The sequence below is a fragment of the Microbacterium sp. RD1 genome, from assembly GCF_052220165.1.
Lineage (GTDB): Bacteria > Actinomycetota > Actinomycetes > Actinomycetales > Microbacteriaceae > Microbacterium.
In genome coordinates this window covers 13,871-33,454 of record NZ_JBQPOL010000001.1, presented here as the reverse complement: position 1 = coordinate 33,454, position 19,584 = coordinate 13,871, and the positions used below count along the sequence as shown (strand labels likewise).

Below are 19,584 nucleotides of genomic sequence, written 5' to 3'. Positions count from 1 at the left end.
CGTGAATCGGCTGCGAAACCGGGAGGTTTAGCAGCCGATTCACGCAAGTGAAGGGCTCACCGCGCCGTATAGCCCCCATCGACGGTCATGTCGCTCCCCGTGATGAACGCCGCTTCGTCGCTGATGAGGAAGAGGATGAGGGCGGCGACGTCGTCGGGTGTGCCGAGTCTGCCGAGGGGGGTCGACCGCGTGAGGACCTCGCGATCCATGGTGCCGAGGAGGGGGGTGTCGATGAATCCGGGATGGACCGCATTGACCCGCACTCCGTCGGCTGCCCACGCGAGAGCCACATTCTTGGTGAGCGTGCGGACGGCGCCTTTCGCCGCGTGATAGGCGGGTCCGGTTCCGAAGCCCCCGACGAGGCCGAACATCGAGCCGACGTTGACGACGGAGCCGCCTCCTGCAGCCTTCAGCTCGGGCCCGGCGACATGCATCCCGAGGAAGACGCCGCCCTGCGTCACGGCCACGACATCGCGGTACCTCTCGAAAGACGTCGTGTCGATGGTCCGGCCGTCCGCCACGGCGGCGCAGTTGACCAGGGCATCCAGGCGACCGTACAGATCGACCGTCTCGGCGACCGCTCGTCGCCACGACGCCTCGCTTGAGACGTCCAGGGCCCACGCCGTTGCCGTCCCACCGCCTGTGCGCACCTCATCGGCGACTTCATCTGCTTTAACGAGATTCACATCGGCGACGACGACGGTGCCCCCTTCGCGCGCGAACCTGATGGCAACGGATGCGCCAATGCCGCCCGCCGCTCCCGTGACCAGCGCAACTTTGCGGGAAAATCGCGGCATCCTCGGCTCCTCTCCCGCCCGAATCGGTTCTCGGGCAGCTCATCCTGTCGATGGCGAGCGAGCTTACTCTTGACTTACATATGTGTCATCACTAACGTCATCACACAAGAGGGGCGGGCGATCCCGACGGCCCGCTTCGAGGGAGCCCCCGGTGACGGGGCTCGCACGGACTGCACTGATTCAACGAGGAATGAGGAAGCAATCGATGTTCACTTCGCGCAAGCGCACCGCCCTGGTGAGCGCCGTCGGCGCCACCGCGTTACTCCTGAGCGCGTGCGCCGGCAGCGCCGCGCCGGCCTCGACGGCGGGGGATGCGACTCCAGAAGGCGAGCCGATCTCGATCGGCTCGTACGCCCCGTCCTCCGGATCGAACGCGTGGCCTGAGGTGGAGGCTGGCGTCCGCGCCGCGGAGTGGTACGTGAACAACGAGCTCGGCGGTATCGGCGATCGGCCACTCGATGTCCACACGTGCGTGACGAACGGCAGCGCGGAATCCGGCGTGGGATGTGCCAATGAGTTCGTCAGCGCCGGGTACGCGTTCGTCCTCGATCCCTACGACCTCAGCACCGGTGCCGGTCGCCCGATCCTCGAGGAGGCGGGCATCCCGTGGGCGGGAACGGTCGCGGGCGACCCCAAGAGCGAGACCGCCCCGTATCCGACCGGATTCTTCTTCACCGGGCCCCTCGCGATCACGGCCGCGGGGTTGGCCAACATCTGGGAGCAGGAGGACGTCGAGACGGCGAGCTACGCCGTCACGGACGCCCCCAGCGTCCACACCTACATCGACAACGTGCTGATTCCCCTCGCCGACGCGCTGGGCGTCGAGATGACCATCCAGTACGTCGATCCCGCGCAGGCGAACTGGGCAGCAGTCGCCGCCGCGCAGCTTCAGGGCGAGCCCGACATGACCGGGTCGGTATCGCTTCCCGAAGAGGGCTGCACGCAGTTGTTCGGAGCGTTGCGTCAGCAGGACCCGGACGGGAAGATCTTCGTCGGCTCCTGTTCGCAGTACATCGATGAACTCGGCCCCGACGCCGCGGGAACGTACACCGTCCCCCGCCTGTGGAGTCCCCTGGCACTCGACCACGCTCCCGAGGCGGTAGCCGCCGAGATCGAGGCGTTCACCGATGCCATGGCCGCCGTCGGCGCCGAGGACCAGATCTCCGCTCGCGCCACGTATGCCTTCGCCGGGCTCGTGACGGCCGCCCGCGCCCTCGCCACGGTAGAAGGGGACGTCACTGCCGAGAGCGTCACGGCTGCGCTGGAGGGCATCGCCGGAGAGCAGATGTTCCTCGGACCGCAGATCACGTGCGACGGCGAGCAGTGGCCGGGTGCACCGACCGCGTGCAGCTCGCAGTCGATCTACTTCGTCGTGCAGCAGGACGGCACCCTCAAGCCCGGCGACGCCGAGGGCTTCACCGACCTGTCCCAGGTCATCATCGACACCCTCACGTAAGCCACGGACGCAGCGGATAGTTCATGACGTCGATAGTGCAGTTCGCCGTCCTCGGGCTCGGGGTCGGGGTCATCTATGTGGGTCTCGCGACCGGCCTCATCCTGGTGTACCGGGCGACCGGTGTCATCAACTTCGCGATGGGCACCACGGCGATGTGGGGCGTTTACGTCTACACCTTCGTGAGGAACGAGGGCAGGCTCGTCCTTCCGATCGGAGACATCCCGCTCGGGGGGAGCGACCCCGGTCCCGGCGTGGCACTGCTGCTCGCAGTGCTCTCCACGGTAGGCATCGCTCTCGTCATCTACTTCGGAGCGTTCAAGCCCGTGCGCAGAGCGCCCGAGCTGGCGCAGGTGGTGGTGTCCATCGCGGTGATGCTGACACTGCAGGCGCTCGTCGTGCTGCGGTTCGGACCGGGCGGCCAGCGAGTACCCGGCTTCCTCCCCTCCGATGCGCTGGAGATCGCAGGGGTGCGGGTCACCGGTGACTACCTCTGGATGACGGCGATCGTCCTCGTGGTCGTCGCGCTGATCGCGGGCTATCTGCGCTTCACACGCATGGGGGTGGCCACGCGTGCCGCCCAGAGCAACGAACGAGCGGCCATCCTGATGGGGTACGCCCCCAGCAGGCTGGCGGCGGTCGCGATGGTACTCGCCGGGGTCGTGGCGGTGGTGGGGGGAGTCATGGGAAGCACCGCGACCGGGCTCAACCCGCTGACGTTCACGCTGTTCATCGTTCCCGCCCTCTCGGTGATGCTCGTCGCACGCATGTCATCGCTCGGAATTGCTGCCGCCTTCGGCCTGGCGCTGGGGATGATCCAGTCGATCCTCACCTTCCTGGCGGCGACCCCGTGGTGGCCCAAGTGGGCGGCGTCGGGGATCGATCAGGTGCTGCCGCTCCTGATCGTCCTGGTGGTGCTGGCGCTCTATGGCAAACGTCTGCCCGCGCGCGGGTCGCTGCAGTCCGTGCGGCTCCCCGACGTGGCGATCCCTCGCCTCCGGCCACTGCCGACACTGGCCCTGCTCGCCATCGGCGCCGGCATCCTCGTGGTCACCGGAGGTGCATGGCGGTTCGGCATCACCATGTCGCTGATCATGGCGCTGCTGGCTCTGTCGTACGTCATCATCACGGGCTACCTCGGGCAGATCTCCCTCGCGCAGGTGGCCTTCGCCGGTGCCGCGGGATTCGTGCTCTCCAAGATCGGCGAAGGGATGGGCCTGCCCTTTCCGATCGCGATCTTCCTCTCCGCCCTGATCCCGACGATCCTCGGCGTGATCGTCGCCGTCCCGGCCCTACGGATCCGCGGCGCCCAGCTGGCGATCGTCACGCTGGCTGCCGCTCTCGCGATCGAGCGGTTCGTCTTCAACAACTACGCCCTCACCCCGCCGGAGGGAAACCTCATCGCGGCACCCGGGCTGTTCGGCATCGACCTCGGCATCCGGGAGGGCACCGACGTGAGCCGTCTCGAGTTCTCGCTGCTCGTGCTCGCGGTCGCGGCGGTCATCCTGATCGGTTTCATCCGCCTCGCGTCGGGCGACATGGGTCGTGCCTTCCTCGCTGTTCGCGCGAACGAGCGCGCGGCGGCGTCGGCCGGGATCGACGTGCGGCTGACCAAGCTCACCGGGTTCGCCGTCTCCGCGTTCGTCGCGGGGGTGGCCGGCTGTCTGATCGGGTACTCGCACGGACAGCTCTCGTCGAGTTCGTTCACGGTCTTCGTCGGTCTGCAGATCCTGGCGTTCGCGTACATCGGCGGGATCACCAGTTGGCCCGGTGCCATCGTCGCCGGTGCCCTGGCGCCCCTGGGTATCGTGCACACGATCGTGGACCAGGTGTGGGGCATGAGCGACGTGTACGCCCTGGTCGCGGGCGTTCTCCTCATCCTCACCGCCATCCTGAACCCCCTCGGAGCCGTGGGCGCCGCGCAGCACCTCCTGCACGCGGTGAGAGCGCGCCGTCGATCCCCCCACGCCCCGCCGGATGCGCCGGTCGAGCTCCGCGATGAGAATGAGGTGCGCGCGTGACTGGTTCACGAGGCCTTCAGGCCAGCGGAGTCACCGTGCGCTATGGCGGCGTCACCGCGGTGGACAACGTGGATCTCTCCGTGGAGCCCGGGCAGGTGGTCGGCCTCATCGGCCCGAACGGCGCAGGCAAGACGAGCTTCGTCGACGCGCTCACCGGATTCGCGCCGGCGCAGGGGGAGATCACGCTCGACGGCGTCTCCCTGACACGGATGCGCCCGCACCGCCGTCGCCAGGCAGGACTGTCCCGAACGTGGCAGTCCGGGGAGCTGTTTGCGAGCTTGACGGTGGCGGAGAACGTGCTCGCCTCCGCGCGACCGCCCACGTGGTCGACGCTCGCCCGCGATCTGTTCGCACCACGGCGATCGATCGACGCCGGCGTCGAGCCGTTGCTGCACGCCGTCGGCATCCCGGGTCTCGCTTCCGTGTCGGCCGGTGCCCTCAGCCTCGGCCAGCAAAAGCTCGTCGGCGTTGCGCGGGCGATGGCGGGGGGATGCTCCATCCTGCTTCTGGACGAGCCTGCGGCCGGGCTGGACTCGACCGAGAGCCTCCAGTTCGCAGACCGGATCCGTCGCATCGTCTCCGACGGCCCGGGAGCCCTCCTCATCGACCACGACGTCGATCTCATGCTCCGCGTGTGCGATGTCGTCTACGTGCTCGAATTCGGCCGGCTCATCTTCCGAGGGACGCCGACGGAGGTCCGCAGCGATCCCCGGGTGGTCGCCGCGTACCTCGGATCACCGGTGGAGGGGTGACATGGCCGAACTGCTGATCGAGGCCGAGGGTCTGACTGTCGGCTACGGCGGCGTGTCCGCCGTCCGCGACGTCGATCTGCGCCTTCACGCCGGCGAGGTGCTGACGCTCCTGGGCGCGAATGGAGCGGGGAAGACCACCACGCTGCTCGGCCTGGTGGGCATCCTCCCGCACACCGCGGGGCTGGTGCGCTGCCTGGGCATCGAGTCTCGACCGGGAAGATCCGCCGCGCTGGCGCGCGCGGGGGTCGCCCTCATCCCGGACGACCGCGGCATCTTCCCCGAGCTGACCGTCGACGAGCATTTCCGGCTCGCATCCCGCAGGTCGTCGCGCCAGCGCAGGGACCTCGTGCTCGAGTACTTCCCCGCGCTCCGCGATCTCCTGGGGAGGCGGGCCGCGCTCCTCTCCGGCGGCGAGCAGCAGATGCTGGGCATCGCGAAGAGCCTGATGCTCTCTCCGCGGGTCCTCATCATCGATGAGATGAGCCTGGGGCTCGCCCCGATCATCGTGCAGCAGATCCTGCCGAAGATCCGCGATTTGGCGAAGGAGGAGGGGATGGGTGTGCTGCTCGTCGAACAGCACGCGCAACTCGCCCTGGCCGCGTCGGACCGCGCGATGGTGCTCGGACGCGGCGAGGTCGTGCTGGAGGATGACGCGGCCTCGCTCCTGGCCGACCAGAGCCGCCTGGAGGCGGCCTACTTCGGCGGCGAGGAGCAGCGATGACCGGTGCGCTCCACGGCATCCGGGTGATCGAACTCGGGGGCGTCGGTCCGGGGCCGCACGCGTGCATGATGCTGGCCGATCTCGGAGCCGACGTGGTGCGGATCGAGCCGCCGAGTGCCCCGATGCCGCCGTCGCAGGGCGTCCAGCGGGGGCGCCGCGTCGTGACGGCAGACCTGAAGGACCGCCGTCAGCGCGACGGCATCCTCGACCTCATTGCGTCCGCCGACGTCGTCGTCGAAGGTTTTCGCCCGGGAGTCGCCGAGCGACTGGGACTCGGACCCGACGACTGCGCGCAGCGCAACGAAGGGCTCGTGTACGGGCGGATGACCGGGTGGGGACAGGACGGCCCTCTCGCCGCACGCGCCGGACACGATCTGACCTACATCGCCGTGACCGGCGCGCTCTCGGTCATACGCGCACCCGACGGCAAGCCGGTGCCCCCCGCCAATATCGTGGGCGATTTCGGCGGCGGATCGCTCTTCCTCGTGACCGGGATACTGGCCGCGCTCCTCGAGCGGGTCTCGTCAGGCCGCGGCCAGGTCGTCGACGCAGCCATCGTCGACGGTGTGAGTGTGCTCTCGCAGATGCTCTGGGACTTCCGCTCCCGCCCGCTGGCGGGGATCGACGGAGTGCAGCGGCCCCTGAGCGGGGAGCTGCCGTTCTACGACACGTACCGGTGCGCGGACGGCGGTTACGTCGCCGTCGCTCCGATCGAGCCCCAGTTCTACGCGGAGTTCCTCGCTGGGCTGGGACTGGACCGGAACGACCTTCCCGCGCAGTGGGATCCTGCCGGATGGCCGGTGCTCCGGAAGCGATTCGCGGCGACACTTGCCACCCGCTCTCGAGACGTCTGGGTGGCTCGCTTCGACGGAACCGACGCGTGCGTGGCACCGGTGTTGTCGTGGGACGAAGCGCTGGAGCATCCGCACATGAGACGGCGAGGAGTGTTCCGCGAGGAGGCCGGGGCCATCGAGGTGCGTCCGGCACCGCGGTTCTCCCGCAGCTCGTCGCAGCCGCAGACGGCCGGAGTGCGCCCCGCTTCTGTCTCGCACGTGGCGGCGCAGTGGCAGCGCACTGTCGGCGCGGCCGCCGGTTAGCAACACACACGAAAGCAGGGCCTCGCAGTGGTGCGGGGCCGCAGAGATTCGGAGGAGAGGGACATGGTCTACTTCACACACGCCTTGCACCGTCGCACGCAGTCCGACCCCGACGCGGTGTTCAGCATCTGCGAGGGCCGAGAGACGACGAATGCGGAAACCGTCGACCGCGTCGCACGGATCGCGGGGTGGCTACGTGCGCACGGGGTGAGCCACGACGATCGGGTGGCGCTCCTGGACCTGAACACGGACTACTTCCTCCAGTCCGCGCTCGGGATCGCGTGGGCGGACGCCATGATCGTGCCGGTGAACTTCCGCTGGTCGGTGCCGGAGATGGCGTACTCGCTCGAGGAGACCGATGTCGAGGTGCTCCTGGTGGGCGACGCCTTCGTCGGCCTCGTGGACGACCTCCGCGCGGCGCTCCCCCGCCTCAGCCACGTCGTGCACATCGGGAGTGCGGTCACGCCGCCGGGGGCCGTGCCGCTCAGCGAGGTGCTCGCAGCCGGCCCCGTTCCCGACGCGCGACGTCAGGGGGACAGTCCGCTGGGTGTCTTCTACACCGGCGGCACGACCGGCGTTCCCAAGGGCGTCGTGCTCGGGCATCGCGGCGTGCTGATCTCGGCCCTGGGTATGTGCGCGACGGCCGGCTACCCGAAGGGCGGCGTGAACCTCGCGATCGCTCCGGCGTTCCACATGGCGGGCTTGTGCGGGATCGTCGTGGGCATGATCCTGGATCAGGCGATCCTCCTGGTCCCGATGTTCGACCCCCAGGAGGCGAGTCGGCTGATCCAGCGGTATCGGGTCAGCCAGGCGCTTCTGGTCCCCACGATGATCCAGATGATCATCGACCACCCGAACCGTGCCGACTACGACCTGAGTTCGCTGCGTTCACTCGTCTACGGAGCCTCGCCGATCAGCGAGGCGCTCCTCATCCGGACGCGTGCGGCTCTCCCCGACGTGCAGCTGTGCCAGGCGTACGGGATGACCGAGCTGTCCCCGACGACGACGATGCTGCTCAACGAGGATCACGAGGATGAGACCCTCCGGCGCAGCGCCGGACGGCCCACCATCCACGCCCTCGTGAAGATCGTGGACGAGAACGACGCAGAGGTGCCGCGCGGGACCGTTGGCGAGATCTGCTCCAAGGGCGACCTGGTGATGCTCGGTTACTGGAAGAAGCCGGCGGAGACGGCCGAGGCTGTCCGCGACGGCTGGATGCACACCGGTGACAGCGGGTACATGGACGACAGGGGATATGTCTACGTCGTCGATCGCATCAAGGACATGATCATCAGCGGTGGCGAGAACGTCTACTCCATCGAGGTGGAGAACGTCGTTGCGCAGCATCCATCGGTCGTGCAGGTCGCCGTCATCGGCGTCCCCGACGAGAAGTGGGGTGAGCGTGTGCACGCCGTCGTCCAGTTGCGACCGGGTGCTCCCGCCCTGGAGATCGAGGAACTCCGGCAGTTCTGCCGTCCGCTCATCGCCGGGTACAAGGCACCGCAGACGGTGGAGGTCGTCGAGAGCTGGCCGATGTCGGCGGCCGGCAAGATCCTCAAGCGCGAGCTGCGAGCGCAGCGGAGCGCACCGGTGTCTGCGTGACCGGCGTCGATGGCGCGGTCCTGGTCGAAGTGCGTGACGGGATCGCCACGCTGACGCTCAATCGCCCCGGCGCCGGCAATGCGATCGATGCGGCCCTGGCGGGGGGCTTCGCCGACGCCGTCCACGCGACAGTGGCCGATCCCGCGGTGGCGGTCATTGTCCTGCAGGCCCGGGGGCGCAGCTTCTGCGTCGGCGGGGACCTCTCGGCCATGGCCGCTTCCCCCGATCGCGCGGGGATGGTGGCGAACGTCCTCGGGCGGATGAACGCAGCGATCGCGCTGCTGCGTCGCGGGACGCGTCCGGTCGTGGCCTTCGTGCAGGGGGCTGTGGCGGGCGGGGGCCTCGGCATCGCTCTGTCGGCCGACGTGATCATCGCGGAGCCCGCCACTCGGTTCGTGTTCGCCTATCCCCGCGTCGGCCTGCCGCCGGACTGCGGCGTCTCGTGGCTGCTGCCCCGAGCCATCGGAGCCCGACCCGCCATGGCCATGGCTCTGACGGGTGCCGACCTCGACGCGGCCGAGGCGCTTCGCCGCGGCCTGGTCTCCGAGGTGGTGCCGGCGGATGAGGGGAGCGCGCGAGTGACCGCGCTCGCCGCACGCATAGCCGCCGCGCCCGCCGCGCATGCCGCTGCCCGTCAGCTGATGCTGAACGCCGCCGACGTGCCGTTGTCCAGTGCGCTGGATGACGAGTACGCGGCGATGCTCGGTCTCGTCGGCTCCGACGAGGCCGGCCGGCGGATCGCCGGCTTCCTGGAACGCGCTCGCTGAAACGCCGGCTTCGCCGCGTGTGGTGGAGTCGCCAGCTAAGTAAATGTAGAATAAGAGAAATTAGGATTGTGAGGCAGGCAAATGAGTGATGTCGTCATCGCCGGGGTGGGAATGATCCCCTTCACGAAGCCCGGTCGCAGCGAGTCGTACGACGTCATGGGCGCCACGGTGGCGCGCCGCGCGCTGGCCGACGCCGGCATCGGATACGAGTTGATTCAACAGGCGTACGTCGGTTACGTGTACGGCGACTCGACGGCGGGGCAGGCCGCGATGTACGGGGTGGGCATGACCGGGATCCCCATCGTGAACGTCAACAACAACTGCTCGACCGGATCTTCCGCTTTGTATATGGCGCGTCAGGCCGTGGAGTCGGGAATGGTGGACTGCGCGATCGCCGTGGGCTTCGAACAGATGCAGCCGGGTGCCCTGATCGACCACTGGACCGACCGCCCCTCCCCTCTGGACCGTTTCGCTCGCGTACGCGACGAGATCCAGGGCACGGATCCCGCTGCGCCCACCGCCGCCCAGTACTTCGGTGGAGGCGGTCAGGCGTACGTCGACGAATACGACATGGATCCCTCGGTCTTCGCCCGCATCTCGGTCAAGGCGCGCTCCCACGCTCGGAACAATCCCTATGCGGTGTTCCGCGATCCGATCTCGCTGGACGAGGTGCTGGAGTCTCCGCACATCTGGGGGCCGCTCACCCGCCTCCAGTGCTGTCCGCCCACCTGCGGCGCGGCCGCGGCGGTCGTCATGAGCGCGGAGTTCGCCGCGCGGCACGGCGTGAGCAAGCCCGTGGCGATCCGGGCGCAGGCGATGACCACCGACTACGGTTCGACGTTCGAGGATCGCGACATGCGGAAGGTCGTCGGATACGACATGACCAAGGAGGCCGCCCGGCAGGTCTTCGAGTCGAGCGGAATCGATCCGCGGGATGTCCCCGTCGTCGAGTTGCACGACTGCTTCACGACGAACGAATTCCTCACGTACGAAGCGCTCGGCCTCACGCCCGAGGGAACGGGAGAGAAGTTCATCCTGGACGGTGACAACACCTATGGCGGGCGGGTCGTCACGAACCCCTCGGGTGGCCTGCTCTCCAAGGGGCACCCGCTGGGAGCGACGGGTCTGGCGCAGTGCGCAGAGCTGGTGTGGCAGCTGCGGGGCGACGCCGACGCACGACAGGTCGAGGGCGCGACGCTCGCGCTGCAGCACAATCTGGGGCTGGGCGGCGCGTGCGTCGTGACCCTGTACGAGAAGGTGGCCTGATGGTGACGCTGGACGCCGCCGCCGTGGGGGTCGTGACGCCTCCGCAGACCCTGGAGATCTCACGCAGCCGCCTGCGCTTCTTCGCGACGGCGACCGGGCAGACCGATCCCGTGTACACCGACATCGATGTCGCACGAGCGGCAGGGCACCCCGACCTCCCCGTTCCGCCCACGTTCTTCTTCGGCATCGAGTTGGAATCGCCCGATCCGTTCCGCTGGATGACCGACCTCGGCATCGATCTGCGCGCCGTGCTGCACGGCGAGCAGCAGTTCGTCTACCACCGGCTCGCGTACGCCGGTGACACCGTCACCGCCCGAAGCGAGATCTCCGACGTCTATGAGAAAAGGGGCGGCGCGCTGACATTCCTCGTACGCGTGACGACCATCACCGGCGCGCATGACGAACCGATCGCCGAGCTGACAGCCACCACCGTCGTGCGCGAGCTCGAGCGAGAGGATGAGCGGTGAGCGCGGCCTGGCGCGTGGGGCACGAATTCGCGCCCGTCGAACACCCGCCGATCTCGCGTGCCACGCTCGCACTGTTCGCCGGAGCATCCGGAGACCACAACCCCATCCACATCGACCTCGATGTCGCGAAGTCGGCGGGTCTCGACGACGTCTTCGCCCACGGGATGCTCTCCATGGCCTACCTTGCGCGGATGCTGACAGACATCGCTCCTCAGGAGCGGCTTCGCCGCTACGGGGTTCGGTTCACGGCGATCACCCCGCTGCATGCGCGGCCCACCTGCCGTGCGGTGGTGACCGCCGTCGAGGACCGCGGCGCCGAGCGGATCGCCACCCTGCAGCTGACCGCCGAACTCGAAGACGGCACCCTCACGCTGATCGGCAGCGCGGAGATCTCCGTCGACTGACGTCGATCCGAGCCGCCTCGTCGGTCTGAAGCACCAGAAAGAGAAGACACCAATGGGAAAACTGCAGGGCAAGGTTGCGCTCGTCTCGGGCAGCGGCCGGGGAATCGGCCGCGCCATCGCGTTGAAGCTGGTCGCCGAAGGAGCGAAAGTGGTCGTCAACGACCTGGACCCTCAACCGGCGAACGAGCTCGTCGAGGAGATCGCCGCCCTCGGCGGAGAGGCGCTCGTATGCGCGGGCAGCGTCACGGACCCGGGCTTCGCTGAGCGCTTCGTGGCAACGGCCGTCGACGGCTTCGACGGACTGGACATCATCGTCAACAACGCCGGGTACACGTGGGACAGCGTGATCCAGAAGATGACCGATGAACAGTGGGACGCGATCTTCGACGTCCACCTCAAGGCGCCGTTCCGCATCCTGAGGGCTGCTCAGCCCGTCATCAGCGCGCGCGCGAAAGCCGAGGCGGAGCGGGGCGAGCGGGTGCACCGGAAGGTCGTGAACATCTCGTCCATATCGGGGCTCTACGGCAACGCGGGCCAGGTGAACTATTCGTCGGCGAAGGCAGGTGTGCTGGGCATGACGCGCGCGCTGGCCAAGGAGTGGGGCCGGTATCACGTCAACGTGAACGCCGTCGCGTTCGGTCTCATCCAGACCCGGCTGACCGAGCCTGTCGTGGGCGGATCGACCATCACCGTCGAGGGGAGGGAGATCCGGGTCGGCATGAATCCGCAGGTTCTGGAGAACCTCAACGCCACGGTGCCCCTGGGCCGGCCGGGAACCGCGGAGGAGGCGGCGGGCTCGGTCCTGATGCTCACCTACCCCGAGTCGGACTACGTCAGTGGACAGATGATCGTCACCGGTGGGGGGTTCCTCGGATGAACATCCTGTCACCGGTCACCGGATACCGCTCCGCGTGGAAGGACGAGTCGGTCGCGGCGGTCTATGAGACCGCGGAGAAGTTCTTCGAGCGGACCCTGGTGGCGAACCGCGAGACGTACGAGAAGCAGAAGATGGTCGACCGGGAGGTCTGGACGGAGGCGGGGGCGCTGGGACTGCTCTGCTGCAGCATTCCGGAGGAGTACGGGGGCGGGGGCGGTTCCCTCGTGCATGATCTCGCAGTGGCCGAGGCACAGGCCCATTGCGGTGACATGAGCTGGGTCAACAGCGTTCACAGCGGGATCGTCGCGCACTACATCCTCGCCTACGGGACGGAGGAGCAGAAGCGCCGATGGCTCCCGAAGATGGCGACGGGGGAGATCGTCGCAGCGATAGCGATGACCGAGCCGGGTGCGGGCTCGGATCTCAAACGCCTCCGCGCCACGGCTCGTCGCGACGGCGACGACTACATCGTCGACGGCTCGAAGATCTTCATCAGCAACGGCCAGCAGGCCGACATCTTCGTGACCGCGGTGAAGACCGACCCGGCGGCGGGCAGCCGCGGCGTGTCGCTCCTTGTCATCGAGGGCGACCGCGAGGGCTTCTCGCGCGGACGAAACCTCGACAAGCTGGGCCAGTTCGGAGCGGACACCTCGGAGATCTTCTTCGACGGGGTGCGTGTCCCCGTCGCCAACCTGCTGGGGGGCGTCGAGGGGAGGGGGTTCGGGCAGCTGATGACCCAGCTCGCGCAGGAGCGCCTGTTCCTCGGGCTCACGGCGGTGGCCGTGACCGAGCTGGCTGTCAGCATCACGACCCGCTATGTGAAAGACCGGCAGGCGTTCGACGGCACGCTCTGGGACTTCCAGAGCACCCAGTTCCGTCTCGCGGAGTCCGCGACGCAGGCTCACATCGGCCGCGTCTTCATCGACGACTGCATCCAGCGCCACCTGGCGGGGGACCTCGACGCGACCTCGGCCGCCATGCTCAAGTGGTGGCTCAGCGAGATGCAGTGCTCGGTCGTCGATGACTGCCTGCAGCTGCACGGGGGCTACGGCTACATGCGCGAGTACCAGATCGCCCGCCTCTACCAGGATTCGCGCGTGCAGCGCATCTACGGCGGCTCGAACGAGGTCATGCGGATGCTGGTCGCCCGCGCGCTGTAGGAGGAGAGAGATGTCCGAGCAAGGTCCGCTGGTTCGCCGCGAAGACCCGGCGCCGCACGTGGCCCGGATCGTGCTCGCGCGCCCGGAGAAGCGAAACGCCCAGAGCCCGCAGCTCCTGTACGCCCTCGACGCCGAGTTCGTGCGTGCCTCCAGCGACGCCGAGGTGCGGGTGATCCTCCTCGAGGCCGACGGGCCGGACTTCTCCGCGGGGCACGATCTCGGTGCGGGATTCGAGGTTCCCGACGAGCCGGTGGCCACCACGGGGGGTCATCGTATGGCAGGCCTCGTCGAGAGCCACTACGGATTCGAGTGCGAGGCCTACTACGGGCTGTCGCGGCGGTGGCGCGACATCCCCACACCCACGATCGCGGTTGCGCAGGGGCGCGCGATCGCCGCGGGTCTCATGCTGCTGTGGCCGATGGACATCATCATCGCGACGGCGGAGGCCACCTTCTCCGACCCGGTCGCGGCGTTCGGGGTGAACGGAGTGGAGTACTTCAGTCACGTGTGGGAACTCGGGCACCGCCGGGCCAAGGAGATCCTGTACACGGGAGACGCCATCTCCGCCGCCGAGGCCCAGAGGTCGGGAATGGTCAATCACGTCCTTCCGACCCACGAGGCCGCGCGCGAGTTCGCCCTCGACATGGCTCAGCGGATCACGTTGCGAAGCCCGTTCGGCAACCGATTGGCGAAGGAGAGCGTCAATCGCTCGCTCGACGCGCAAGGTCAATCGGTGGCCATGCAGTCGGCGCTCGCACTGCACAATCTCGGCCACGCCGCGACGGCCGTGCGCACGGGCGGGCTCATCGACCTCGAGGGAGTCGTCGCCGTCCGCCGATCAGGAGGGCATGTCAGCGCATGAGCATGAGTGGCATCGAAATGCTGCGCCGACGTATGGCCGACCGTCCGCGCGACGCCAGAGTCGAGGCGTACACGGCGCTCGTGGATGAACTGCGACACGCACTCGATTCCTTCGCGCGCGCCGACCCCGACGAGGCCGACATCGGGCGGCTCCGCGCCCACGTCGCCGCGATCCGGGAGATCACCGATCGCACGCCCGTGGACGAAGAGCACCGGCTCTGGGCGCACTGGCGATCGGGGAGCAGCCGGGTGCAGTGCATGGTCCCCGAGCTGCTCCACGACGAGATCACGCCGGAGACCTACCGCGGCACCGTGACGATCGGCGATTTCTTCCTCGGAATGAACGGTGCGGCACACGGGGGCGTGCTGCCGCTCATCTTCGACGAGGCCCTGGGCCGCCTGGCCGGAGCCGGGCGTTCACCCGGGCGCACGGCGTACCTGACGACGACCTTCCGCGCCGTCACGCCCATCGGAGTCCCCCTCGGCGTGAGTGCGACCGTTGAGCGTATCGATGGTCGCAAGCGCTTCATCACGGGCGAGATCCGGCATGGCGGGGTCGTGTGCGCGGAGGCCGAGGCGCTGTTCATCGAACTCCGCCCCGACCACAGGTAGCGAAGACGGGGATTATCCTGCTGAGCGTGGACGAAGCGGCGACGGTACCTCGACGGACGCGCCCGAAGGACAGGAAGCAGCAGATCCTGATCCACGCGCGCGATCTGATCGTCGAGCACGGTTACCCCAACATCACCCTCGCCGACGTGGCGGAGCGGGTCGGCATCACGGCCGGAGCGATCTACCGGCACTTCGCCGACAAGGCGACCCTGCTCGACGAGGTGTTCACCTACAACCTGAGTCACCTGGACGCGCCTCTTCCTCCCGAGAACGACCCGGACGTTCTCATGGATGCCGCATTCGAGCGCGTCGGAGACCACTCGTACGTCGCGGAGCTCTGGCGGTGGGATCGACGCTATCTTCCGCCCGAGTCGCAGCAGGCGCTTCGCGACAAACTCAACGCGTGGGTCCAGACCTTCGTCGATCTGGTCCGCAGAAAACGCCCCGAACTCGACGACGGCCAGGCGAAGCTCATCGGCTGGGCGATGCAGTCGGTGCTCACCGCGCCGAACGACGCGCGGGAGGCGCTCGGACGGGAGCAGCTGCTGCGGGCGCTGAAGGACATGGCAGGAGGACTCCTCGCGGCCGAGCTGGAGCCCAGCGGCGGCCCGGCAGTCGTGGTCGAACCCCAGGTCACCGTCGCGTCCATCAGGGAACGGCTCCTGCTCGCAGCGATCGATCAGTTCGGCGCCGACGGATATGACGCCACGTCCATGTCGGCGATCGGCGCCGCGGTCGGAGTGACCGGCCCCAACCTCTACTCCCACTTCGAAAGCAAGGCGGAGCTGTTCACGTTCGCCTTCCGTCGCGGCGTCCATGCCGCCTGGCTGAAACTGGGGGAGGTCTATGCCGAGGCATCCGACCCTGTCGATGCCCTCCACAGGATGACGCGAGTGCACGCCGCGCTGCCGAAGCTGTGGATCCAGACCCGGCTGCCGCCGCTGGGCGGGGACGACGTTCTGACGGTCGGGCGGCGCGCGCAGGCGGACTACGTGCGCGAGTGGGTGCATCTGCTTCTGCTGGCGCGCCCCGATCTCGCCAAGCCCGTCGCCTACCTGCGCGTGCTCACCGCGTTCGCCATCGCCGACGATCTCAGCCGCACTCCGACGGTGAACGGGTACGAGCGGTACGAAGCGAACCTCGCGGCCGCCCTCTTCGCCCTGCTGACGGCGTGAGAAGGCTTCGCGGCTCGCGACGGCAGACGCGACGCGGCGATTTCGGACGCTGATTCTGCGCGTGGCAGGGTGGGCCTAGCAGATTGCGTTCATTGTGCCGCATACTGGCACAGGAGGTGCGATTCACACATGCATGGAATCGAGCGCAGTTTGCGCACTCTCGAGCTCATCGCTGACCTGCAGCCGGTGGGTGTGACGGAGCTGGCGAAGAGGCTGGGCGTGCCGAAGTCTACGATGCAGCGGACGCTCGTCGCGCTCGCCGCCGCCGAATGGATTCAAGAGGACCCCGCCGGCTATACCCGGTGGCGCCTCGCTCCGGTGGCACTGCGGATCGGGCAGCGCGTGCTGGGCGCGGGGGACCTTCGCACTGTCGCGATGGAGCCCCTGCGGCTGCTCCGCGACGAATCCGGCGAGTCCGCATCGCTTCAGGTGAGGGACGGGCTTGTTCAGACCGTGCAGATCGAACGCGTGGAGTCGCTCCAAGCGGTCCGCACCTTCATCGACATCGGTTCGGTGACCCCGATCACGATGACCTCCGGCGGCCTGTCGATCCTCGCCGCGCTGCCCGACGTTCAGGTCGACGAGGTGCTGTCAGCGCCGATCGAGCAGCGCACTCCCGACACGGTCACCGATCCGGCGGCGCTGCGAAAGATGATCGCGGAGGTGCGGGAGAAGGGGTACGCCGTCAACCTCGGGCAGAACCGCGCCGGCGTGCGCGGCGTCGGCGCCGCCGTCCTCGACTCCCGAGGTGCGCCGGTGGCGGGGGTGGGGATCTCGGTGCCCGAGGGGCGCTTCGACCCCGAGCGCATCCCCGAGTGGGGCGCGCAGGTGACGACGGCCGCTCGCCGGATCGCCGCACTACTGTGACCGCGCCGCGCTGACGAGTGCGGCGACCGCCTCCAGATTCTCCGCCGACTCCAACGCCACGATCGCGTCATACAGCCCGTAGCCCGCACTCTCACCGAGCGCCGGGGTGACGAGGTCGAGGAACTTCACTCGGAGCGGCTCCCACTGCTCCTCGGGACGCGAGGTCCAGCGGCGCCGGCTGACATCGAAGGACCGGCTGGTCTCCGTTGCGCCCGAGAAGATCGACACCGTCGATGTGAAGCGGGCACGGCCGGTGTCCGGGCGCAGTTCGACGCGGGCCGCCAGCGCGCGCACGGCCGGATCCGCCACGGCGTCGTCGGTGAACTCCGACATCCCCACCTTCCCGCTCACGAGTGCCCGTGCGCACACGTAGGCCAGGCTGAACTTGCCCTCCAGGCCGGTGCGCGCGTCGGCGATGGCGCACACGTCGAGGTGGCCGGTCGGGATGTCCACGACGATGCGCTCGATATCGTCGACCGACACCGCGTCGCGAAGGGCGAGGCTCGCGTCGATGGACGAGTGGGTCAGATAGCAGGCGGCGTGGTATTTGAACAGCAGGTCGGGGACTTCCCAGTGCGGGCCGAAGGCCCGCTCGAGCTCGGTGGTGTCAGTCGCGTCCGAGAAGGCGGCGAGCATGCCTTGCGGTGATCCCAGGGCGTCAGCGGATGCGGTGAACCCGGCCTCGGCCAGAAGGGCGGCGAGCGCTCCCGCGGCGGCGGCGCGGCCGGCGTTGAGCGGCTTGGCATCGGATCCGAAGCTCGCCTTGATCCCGGATGCCTGTGTCGCACCGATGCCGAGCGCCGTGGCCGTAGCTGCCGCGTCGAGTCCGAGCGCATGCGCCGACCCCGCCGCGGCGCCGACGGCACCCGTCGTGCTCGTGGTGTGAAAGCCGCGCGCGTAGTGATCTGAGCCGAGAGCACGCGCGAGCCGGATCTCCGCTTCGAGGCCGGCGACCAGGGCAGTGAGGAACTGTGCGCCCGTGAGTTCGCGGGAGACCGCGTGCGCGAAGACGGCGGGGAGCACCGGGACGGTGGGATGCCCCACCATCGGGACGGATACGTCGTCGTAATCCAGCGCGTGGCCGGCCGTGCCGTTGATGAGCGCGGCGTCCAGGAGCGACGCGAATCCGTTGCCGCCGATGAGGGGGCTCGTGCCCGCAGGCGCGGAGCCTCGCAGCACGTCGGACAGGACGGAGGGTGCGGGTTCGCGGGCGCCGGCGACGGTCACTCCGACGAGATCGAGCACGCACTGCTTGGCGACGGTGACGACGTCGGGAGGCAGATCCTCATAGCGAAGTGCAGCGACGTGTGCGGCGAGCGTGGCGGTGGAATTGGTCATTGGGCTTCCCTAAATCGAAACACTATGCCAATAATTGGCACAGTTAGTCTCCGGTACCCCCGGATCCCCGTCAAGGCCGATGCGAATGGAAGAGATGTCGATGCCCGCCGAAGGACCCCTGTCGGACCTCGTCGTGGTCGATCTGACCGCGATGCTCGCCGGGCCGTTCCTGACGATGGTGCTGGCCGATCTGGGCGCCGACGTCATCAAGGTCGAACCGCCGCGGGGGGATTTCATCCGTCAGCAGGGGCCGTTCACCGAGGACGACGACCTTCGCGACTATGGCGGCTACTTCCAGAGCGTCAACCGCAACAAGCGCAGCGTCGTGCTCGATCTGAAGACCCCGGAGGGCGTCGAGGCTCTCAAGGATCTCGCCGCAGGCGCCGACTGCATCGTCGAGAACTTCCGCAACGGCGTGATGGACGCGCTGGGGATCTCCTACGAGACCCTGCGCGCCGTCAACCCGGCGCTCGTCTACGTCGCCGTTCGGGGATTCGGCGACGAGCGGACGGGGGAGAGCCCCATGCAGGCGTGGCCCGCGTACGACGTGACAGTTCAGGCTTTGAGCGGCCTCATGGACCTGACCGGGGAGGCGGATGGGCCGCCGATGAAGGTCGGGCCCGGAGTCGGCGACCTCATCCCCGGGCTGTTCGGCGTCGTCGGAGCACTGGCCGCCCTGCACCGGGCGCGCCTGAGCGGGAAGGGCGACTTCGTTGATGTGGCGATGTACGACACCCTCCTCACGATGCTCGAGCGGCCGATCTACCAGCACTCCTATACCGGTGCCGTCCCCTCGCGTCAGGGCAACACGCATCCCCTTCTCAACCCGTTCGACCTCTACCCGGGCGCCGACGGCTGGGTGAGCATCGCGGCACCGAACGAGGTGCACTGGGCGGCGCTGTGCCGAGCCATGGCGCGCGGAGACCTCGTGACCGATCCCCGCACGATCGACAACACGAGCCGACTGGCGAACCGAGAACTGGTGCGCGGCGCCATCGAGGAGTGGACGAGCACGCGCACGAAGGCCGAGATCGTCGAGATCCTCGGCGGACGAGTGCCCGTCGCCCCCGTGAACACCGTCGCCGACGTCTACTCCGATCCCCACGTCATCGCGCGGGGAATGCTCGCCGAGGTGGAGCATCCGGGATCGGCTCGACCCGTGACGATCGTGAACTCGCCCCTGCGGTTTCTCAGCACACCACGCCAACCGCTTCGACGCGCGCCGCTGCTGGGGGAGCACACCACGTCTGTGCTGCGGCAGTTGGGCCGTGAGAGGACGCCCTCCGCACCTGCGGATACGACCCCGGGGAACACTTCCCCGACGACAAAGGAGATGACACGGTGACG

The 19,584-nt window shown here is 68.4% G+C and carries 19 protein-coding genes; 17 read left to right on the top strand and 2 right to left on the bottom strand.

Annotated features, from left to right (window positions below; all coding sequences use genetic code 11):
• Positions 1–56 precede the first annotated feature (56 nt).
• Complete coding sequence (locus ACTU3I_RS00150; protein ID WP_442923565.1) at positions 57–797, bottom strand: SDR family NAD(P)-dependent oxidoreductase; 741 nt, start codon at positions 795–797, stop codon at positions 57–59.
• A 205-nt stretch (positions 798–1,002) separates the two neighbouring features.
• Here ACTU3I_RS00150 and ACTU3I_RS00145 point away from each other — a divergent pair, with 205 nt between their 5' ends.
• From ACTU3I_RS00145 to ACTU3I_RS00070, 16 genes are all read left to right on the top strand, one after another.
• The gene (locus ACTU3I_RS00145; RefSeq protein WP_442923563.1) at positions 1,003–2,253 is read left to right on the top strand and encodes a hypothetical protein; all 1,251 of its coding nucleotides are present in this window, start codon (positions 1,003–1,005) and stop codon (positions 2,251–2,253) included.
• A 23-nt stretch (positions 2,254–2,276) separates the two neighbouring features.
• A complete protein-coding gene (locus tag ACTU3I_RS00140; RefSeq protein ID WP_442923562.1) occupies positions 2,277–4,271 on the top strand; it encodes an ABC transporter permease in 1,995 nt (664 codons plus the stop codon).
• On the top strand, positions 4,268–5,023 hold the full coding sequence (locus ACTU3I_RS00135) for an ABC transporter ATP-binding protein (RefSeq protein WP_442923561.1): 756 nt from the start codon (positions 4,268–4,270) through the stop codon (positions 5,021–5,023). Before ACTU3I_RS00140 ends, ACTU3I_RS00135 begins: the two co-directional genes overlap by 4 nt.
• Before the next feature lies 1 nt (position 5,024).
• Positions 5,025–5,744 (top strand): ABC transporter ATP-binding protein, encoded by a 720-nt coding sequence (locus ACTU3I_RS00130; protein WP_442923560.1) that lies wholly within the window; start codon positions 5,025–5,027, stop codon positions 5,742–5,744.
• Positions 5,741–6,841 (top strand): CaiB/BaiF CoA transferase family protein, encoded by a 1,101-nt coding sequence (locus tag ACTU3I_RS00125; protein ID WP_442923559.1) that lies wholly within the window; start codon positions 5,741–5,743, stop codon positions 6,839–6,841. Before ACTU3I_RS00130 ends, ACTU3I_RS00125 begins: the two co-directional genes overlap by 4 nt.
• 63 nt (positions 6,842–6,904) lie before the next feature.
• The gene (locus ACTU3I_RS00120; protein WP_442923558.1) at positions 6,905–8,443 is read left to right on the top strand and encodes a long-chain-fatty-acid--CoA ligase; all 1,539 of its coding nucleotides are present in this window, start codon (positions 6,905–6,907) and stop codon (positions 8,441–8,443) included.
• The gene (locus ACTU3I_RS00115) at positions 8,440–9,210 is read left to right on the top strand and encodes an enoyl-CoA hydratase/isomerase family protein (protein WP_442923557.1); all 771 of its coding nucleotides are present in this window, start codon (positions 8,440–8,442) and stop codon (positions 9,208–9,210) included. The genes ACTU3I_RS00120 and ACTU3I_RS00115 overlap by 4 nt, the downstream gene beginning before the upstream one ends.
• Before the next feature lie 81 nt (positions 9,211–9,291).
• Positions 9,292–10,476, top strand: coding sequence for a lipid-transfer protein (locus ACTU3I_RS00110; RefSeq protein ID WP_442923556.1), 1,185 nt, complete (start codon positions 9,292–9,294; stop codon positions 10,474–10,476).
• Positions 10,476–10,943, top strand: a complete 468-nt coding sequence (locus ACTU3I_RS00105; RefSeq protein ID WP_442923555.1) for a MaoC family dehydratase N-terminal domain-containing protein — start codon at positions 10,476–10,478, stop codon at positions 10,941–10,943. The genes ACTU3I_RS00110 and ACTU3I_RS00105 overlap by 1 nt, the downstream gene beginning before the upstream one ends.
• Positions 10,940–11,347 carry a MaoC/PaaZ C-terminal domain-containing protein gene (locus ACTU3I_RS00100; protein WP_442923554.1) on the top strand — a complete coding sequence of 136 codons (408 nt, stop codon included), beginning with the start codon at positions 10,940–10,942 and terminating at the stop codon, positions 11,345–11,347. Before ACTU3I_RS00105 ends, ACTU3I_RS00100 begins: the two co-directional genes overlap by 4 nt.
• Before the next feature lie 52 nt (positions 11,348–11,399).
• Positions 11,400–12,224, top strand: a complete 825-nt coding sequence (locus ACTU3I_RS00095; protein ID WP_442923553.1) for an SDR family NAD(P)-dependent oxidoreductase — start codon at positions 11,400–11,402, stop codon at positions 12,222–12,224.
• Positions 12,221–13,384, top strand: a complete 1,164-nt coding sequence (locus ACTU3I_RS00090) for an acyl-CoA dehydrogenase family protein (RefSeq protein WP_442923552.1) — start codon at positions 12,221–12,223, stop codon at positions 13,382–13,384. The genes ACTU3I_RS00095 and ACTU3I_RS00090 overlap by 4 nt, the downstream gene beginning before the upstream one ends.
• Before the next feature lie 10 nt (positions 13,385–13,394).
• Positions 13,395–14,246 carry an enoyl-CoA hydratase gene (locus tag ACTU3I_RS00085; protein WP_442923551.1) on the top strand — a complete coding sequence of 284 codons (852 nt, stop codon included), beginning with the start codon at positions 13,395–13,397 and terminating at the stop codon, positions 14,244–14,246.
• A gap of 2 nt (positions 14,247–14,248) precedes the next feature.
• Positions 14,249–14,857: a PaaI family thioesterase gene (locus ACTU3I_RS00080; protein WP_442923550.1), complete on the top strand. Its 609-nt coding sequence runs from the start codon at positions 14,249–14,251 to the stop codon at positions 14,855–14,857.
• A 26-nt stretch (positions 14,858–14,883) separates the two neighbouring features.
• Positions 14,884–16,032: a TetR/AcrR family transcriptional regulator gene (locus tag ACTU3I_RS00075; protein ID WP_442923549.1), complete on the top strand. Its 1,149-nt coding sequence runs from the start codon at positions 14,884–14,886 to the stop codon at positions 16,030–16,032.
• A gap of 129 nt (positions 16,033–16,161) precedes the next feature.
• Positions 16,162–16,899, top strand: a complete 738-nt coding sequence (locus ACTU3I_RS00070) for an IclR family transcriptional regulator (RefSeq protein ID WP_442923548.1) — start codon at positions 16,162–16,164, stop codon at positions 16,897–16,899.
• Here the strand turns inward: ACTU3I_RS00070 and ACTU3I_RS00065 are convergent.
• Positions 16,891–18,237, bottom strand: a complete 1,347-nt coding sequence (locus tag ACTU3I_RS00065; protein ID WP_442923547.1) for an MmgE/PrpD family protein — start codon at positions 18,235–18,237, stop codon at positions 16,891–16,893. The two genes, ACTU3I_RS00070 and ACTU3I_RS00065, sit on opposite strands and share 9 nt — an antisense overlap.
• 100 nt (positions 18,238–18,337) lie before the next feature.
• On the opposite strand from ACTU3I_RS00065, the gene ACTU3I_RS00060 reads away from it, so the two are divergent.
• Positions 18,338–19,582, top strand: coding sequence for a CaiB/BaiF CoA transferase family protein (locus tag ACTU3I_RS00060; protein WP_442923545.1), 1,245 nt, complete (start codon positions 18,338–18,340; stop codon positions 19,580–19,582).
• Positions 19,583–19,584 lie beyond the last annotated feature (2 nt).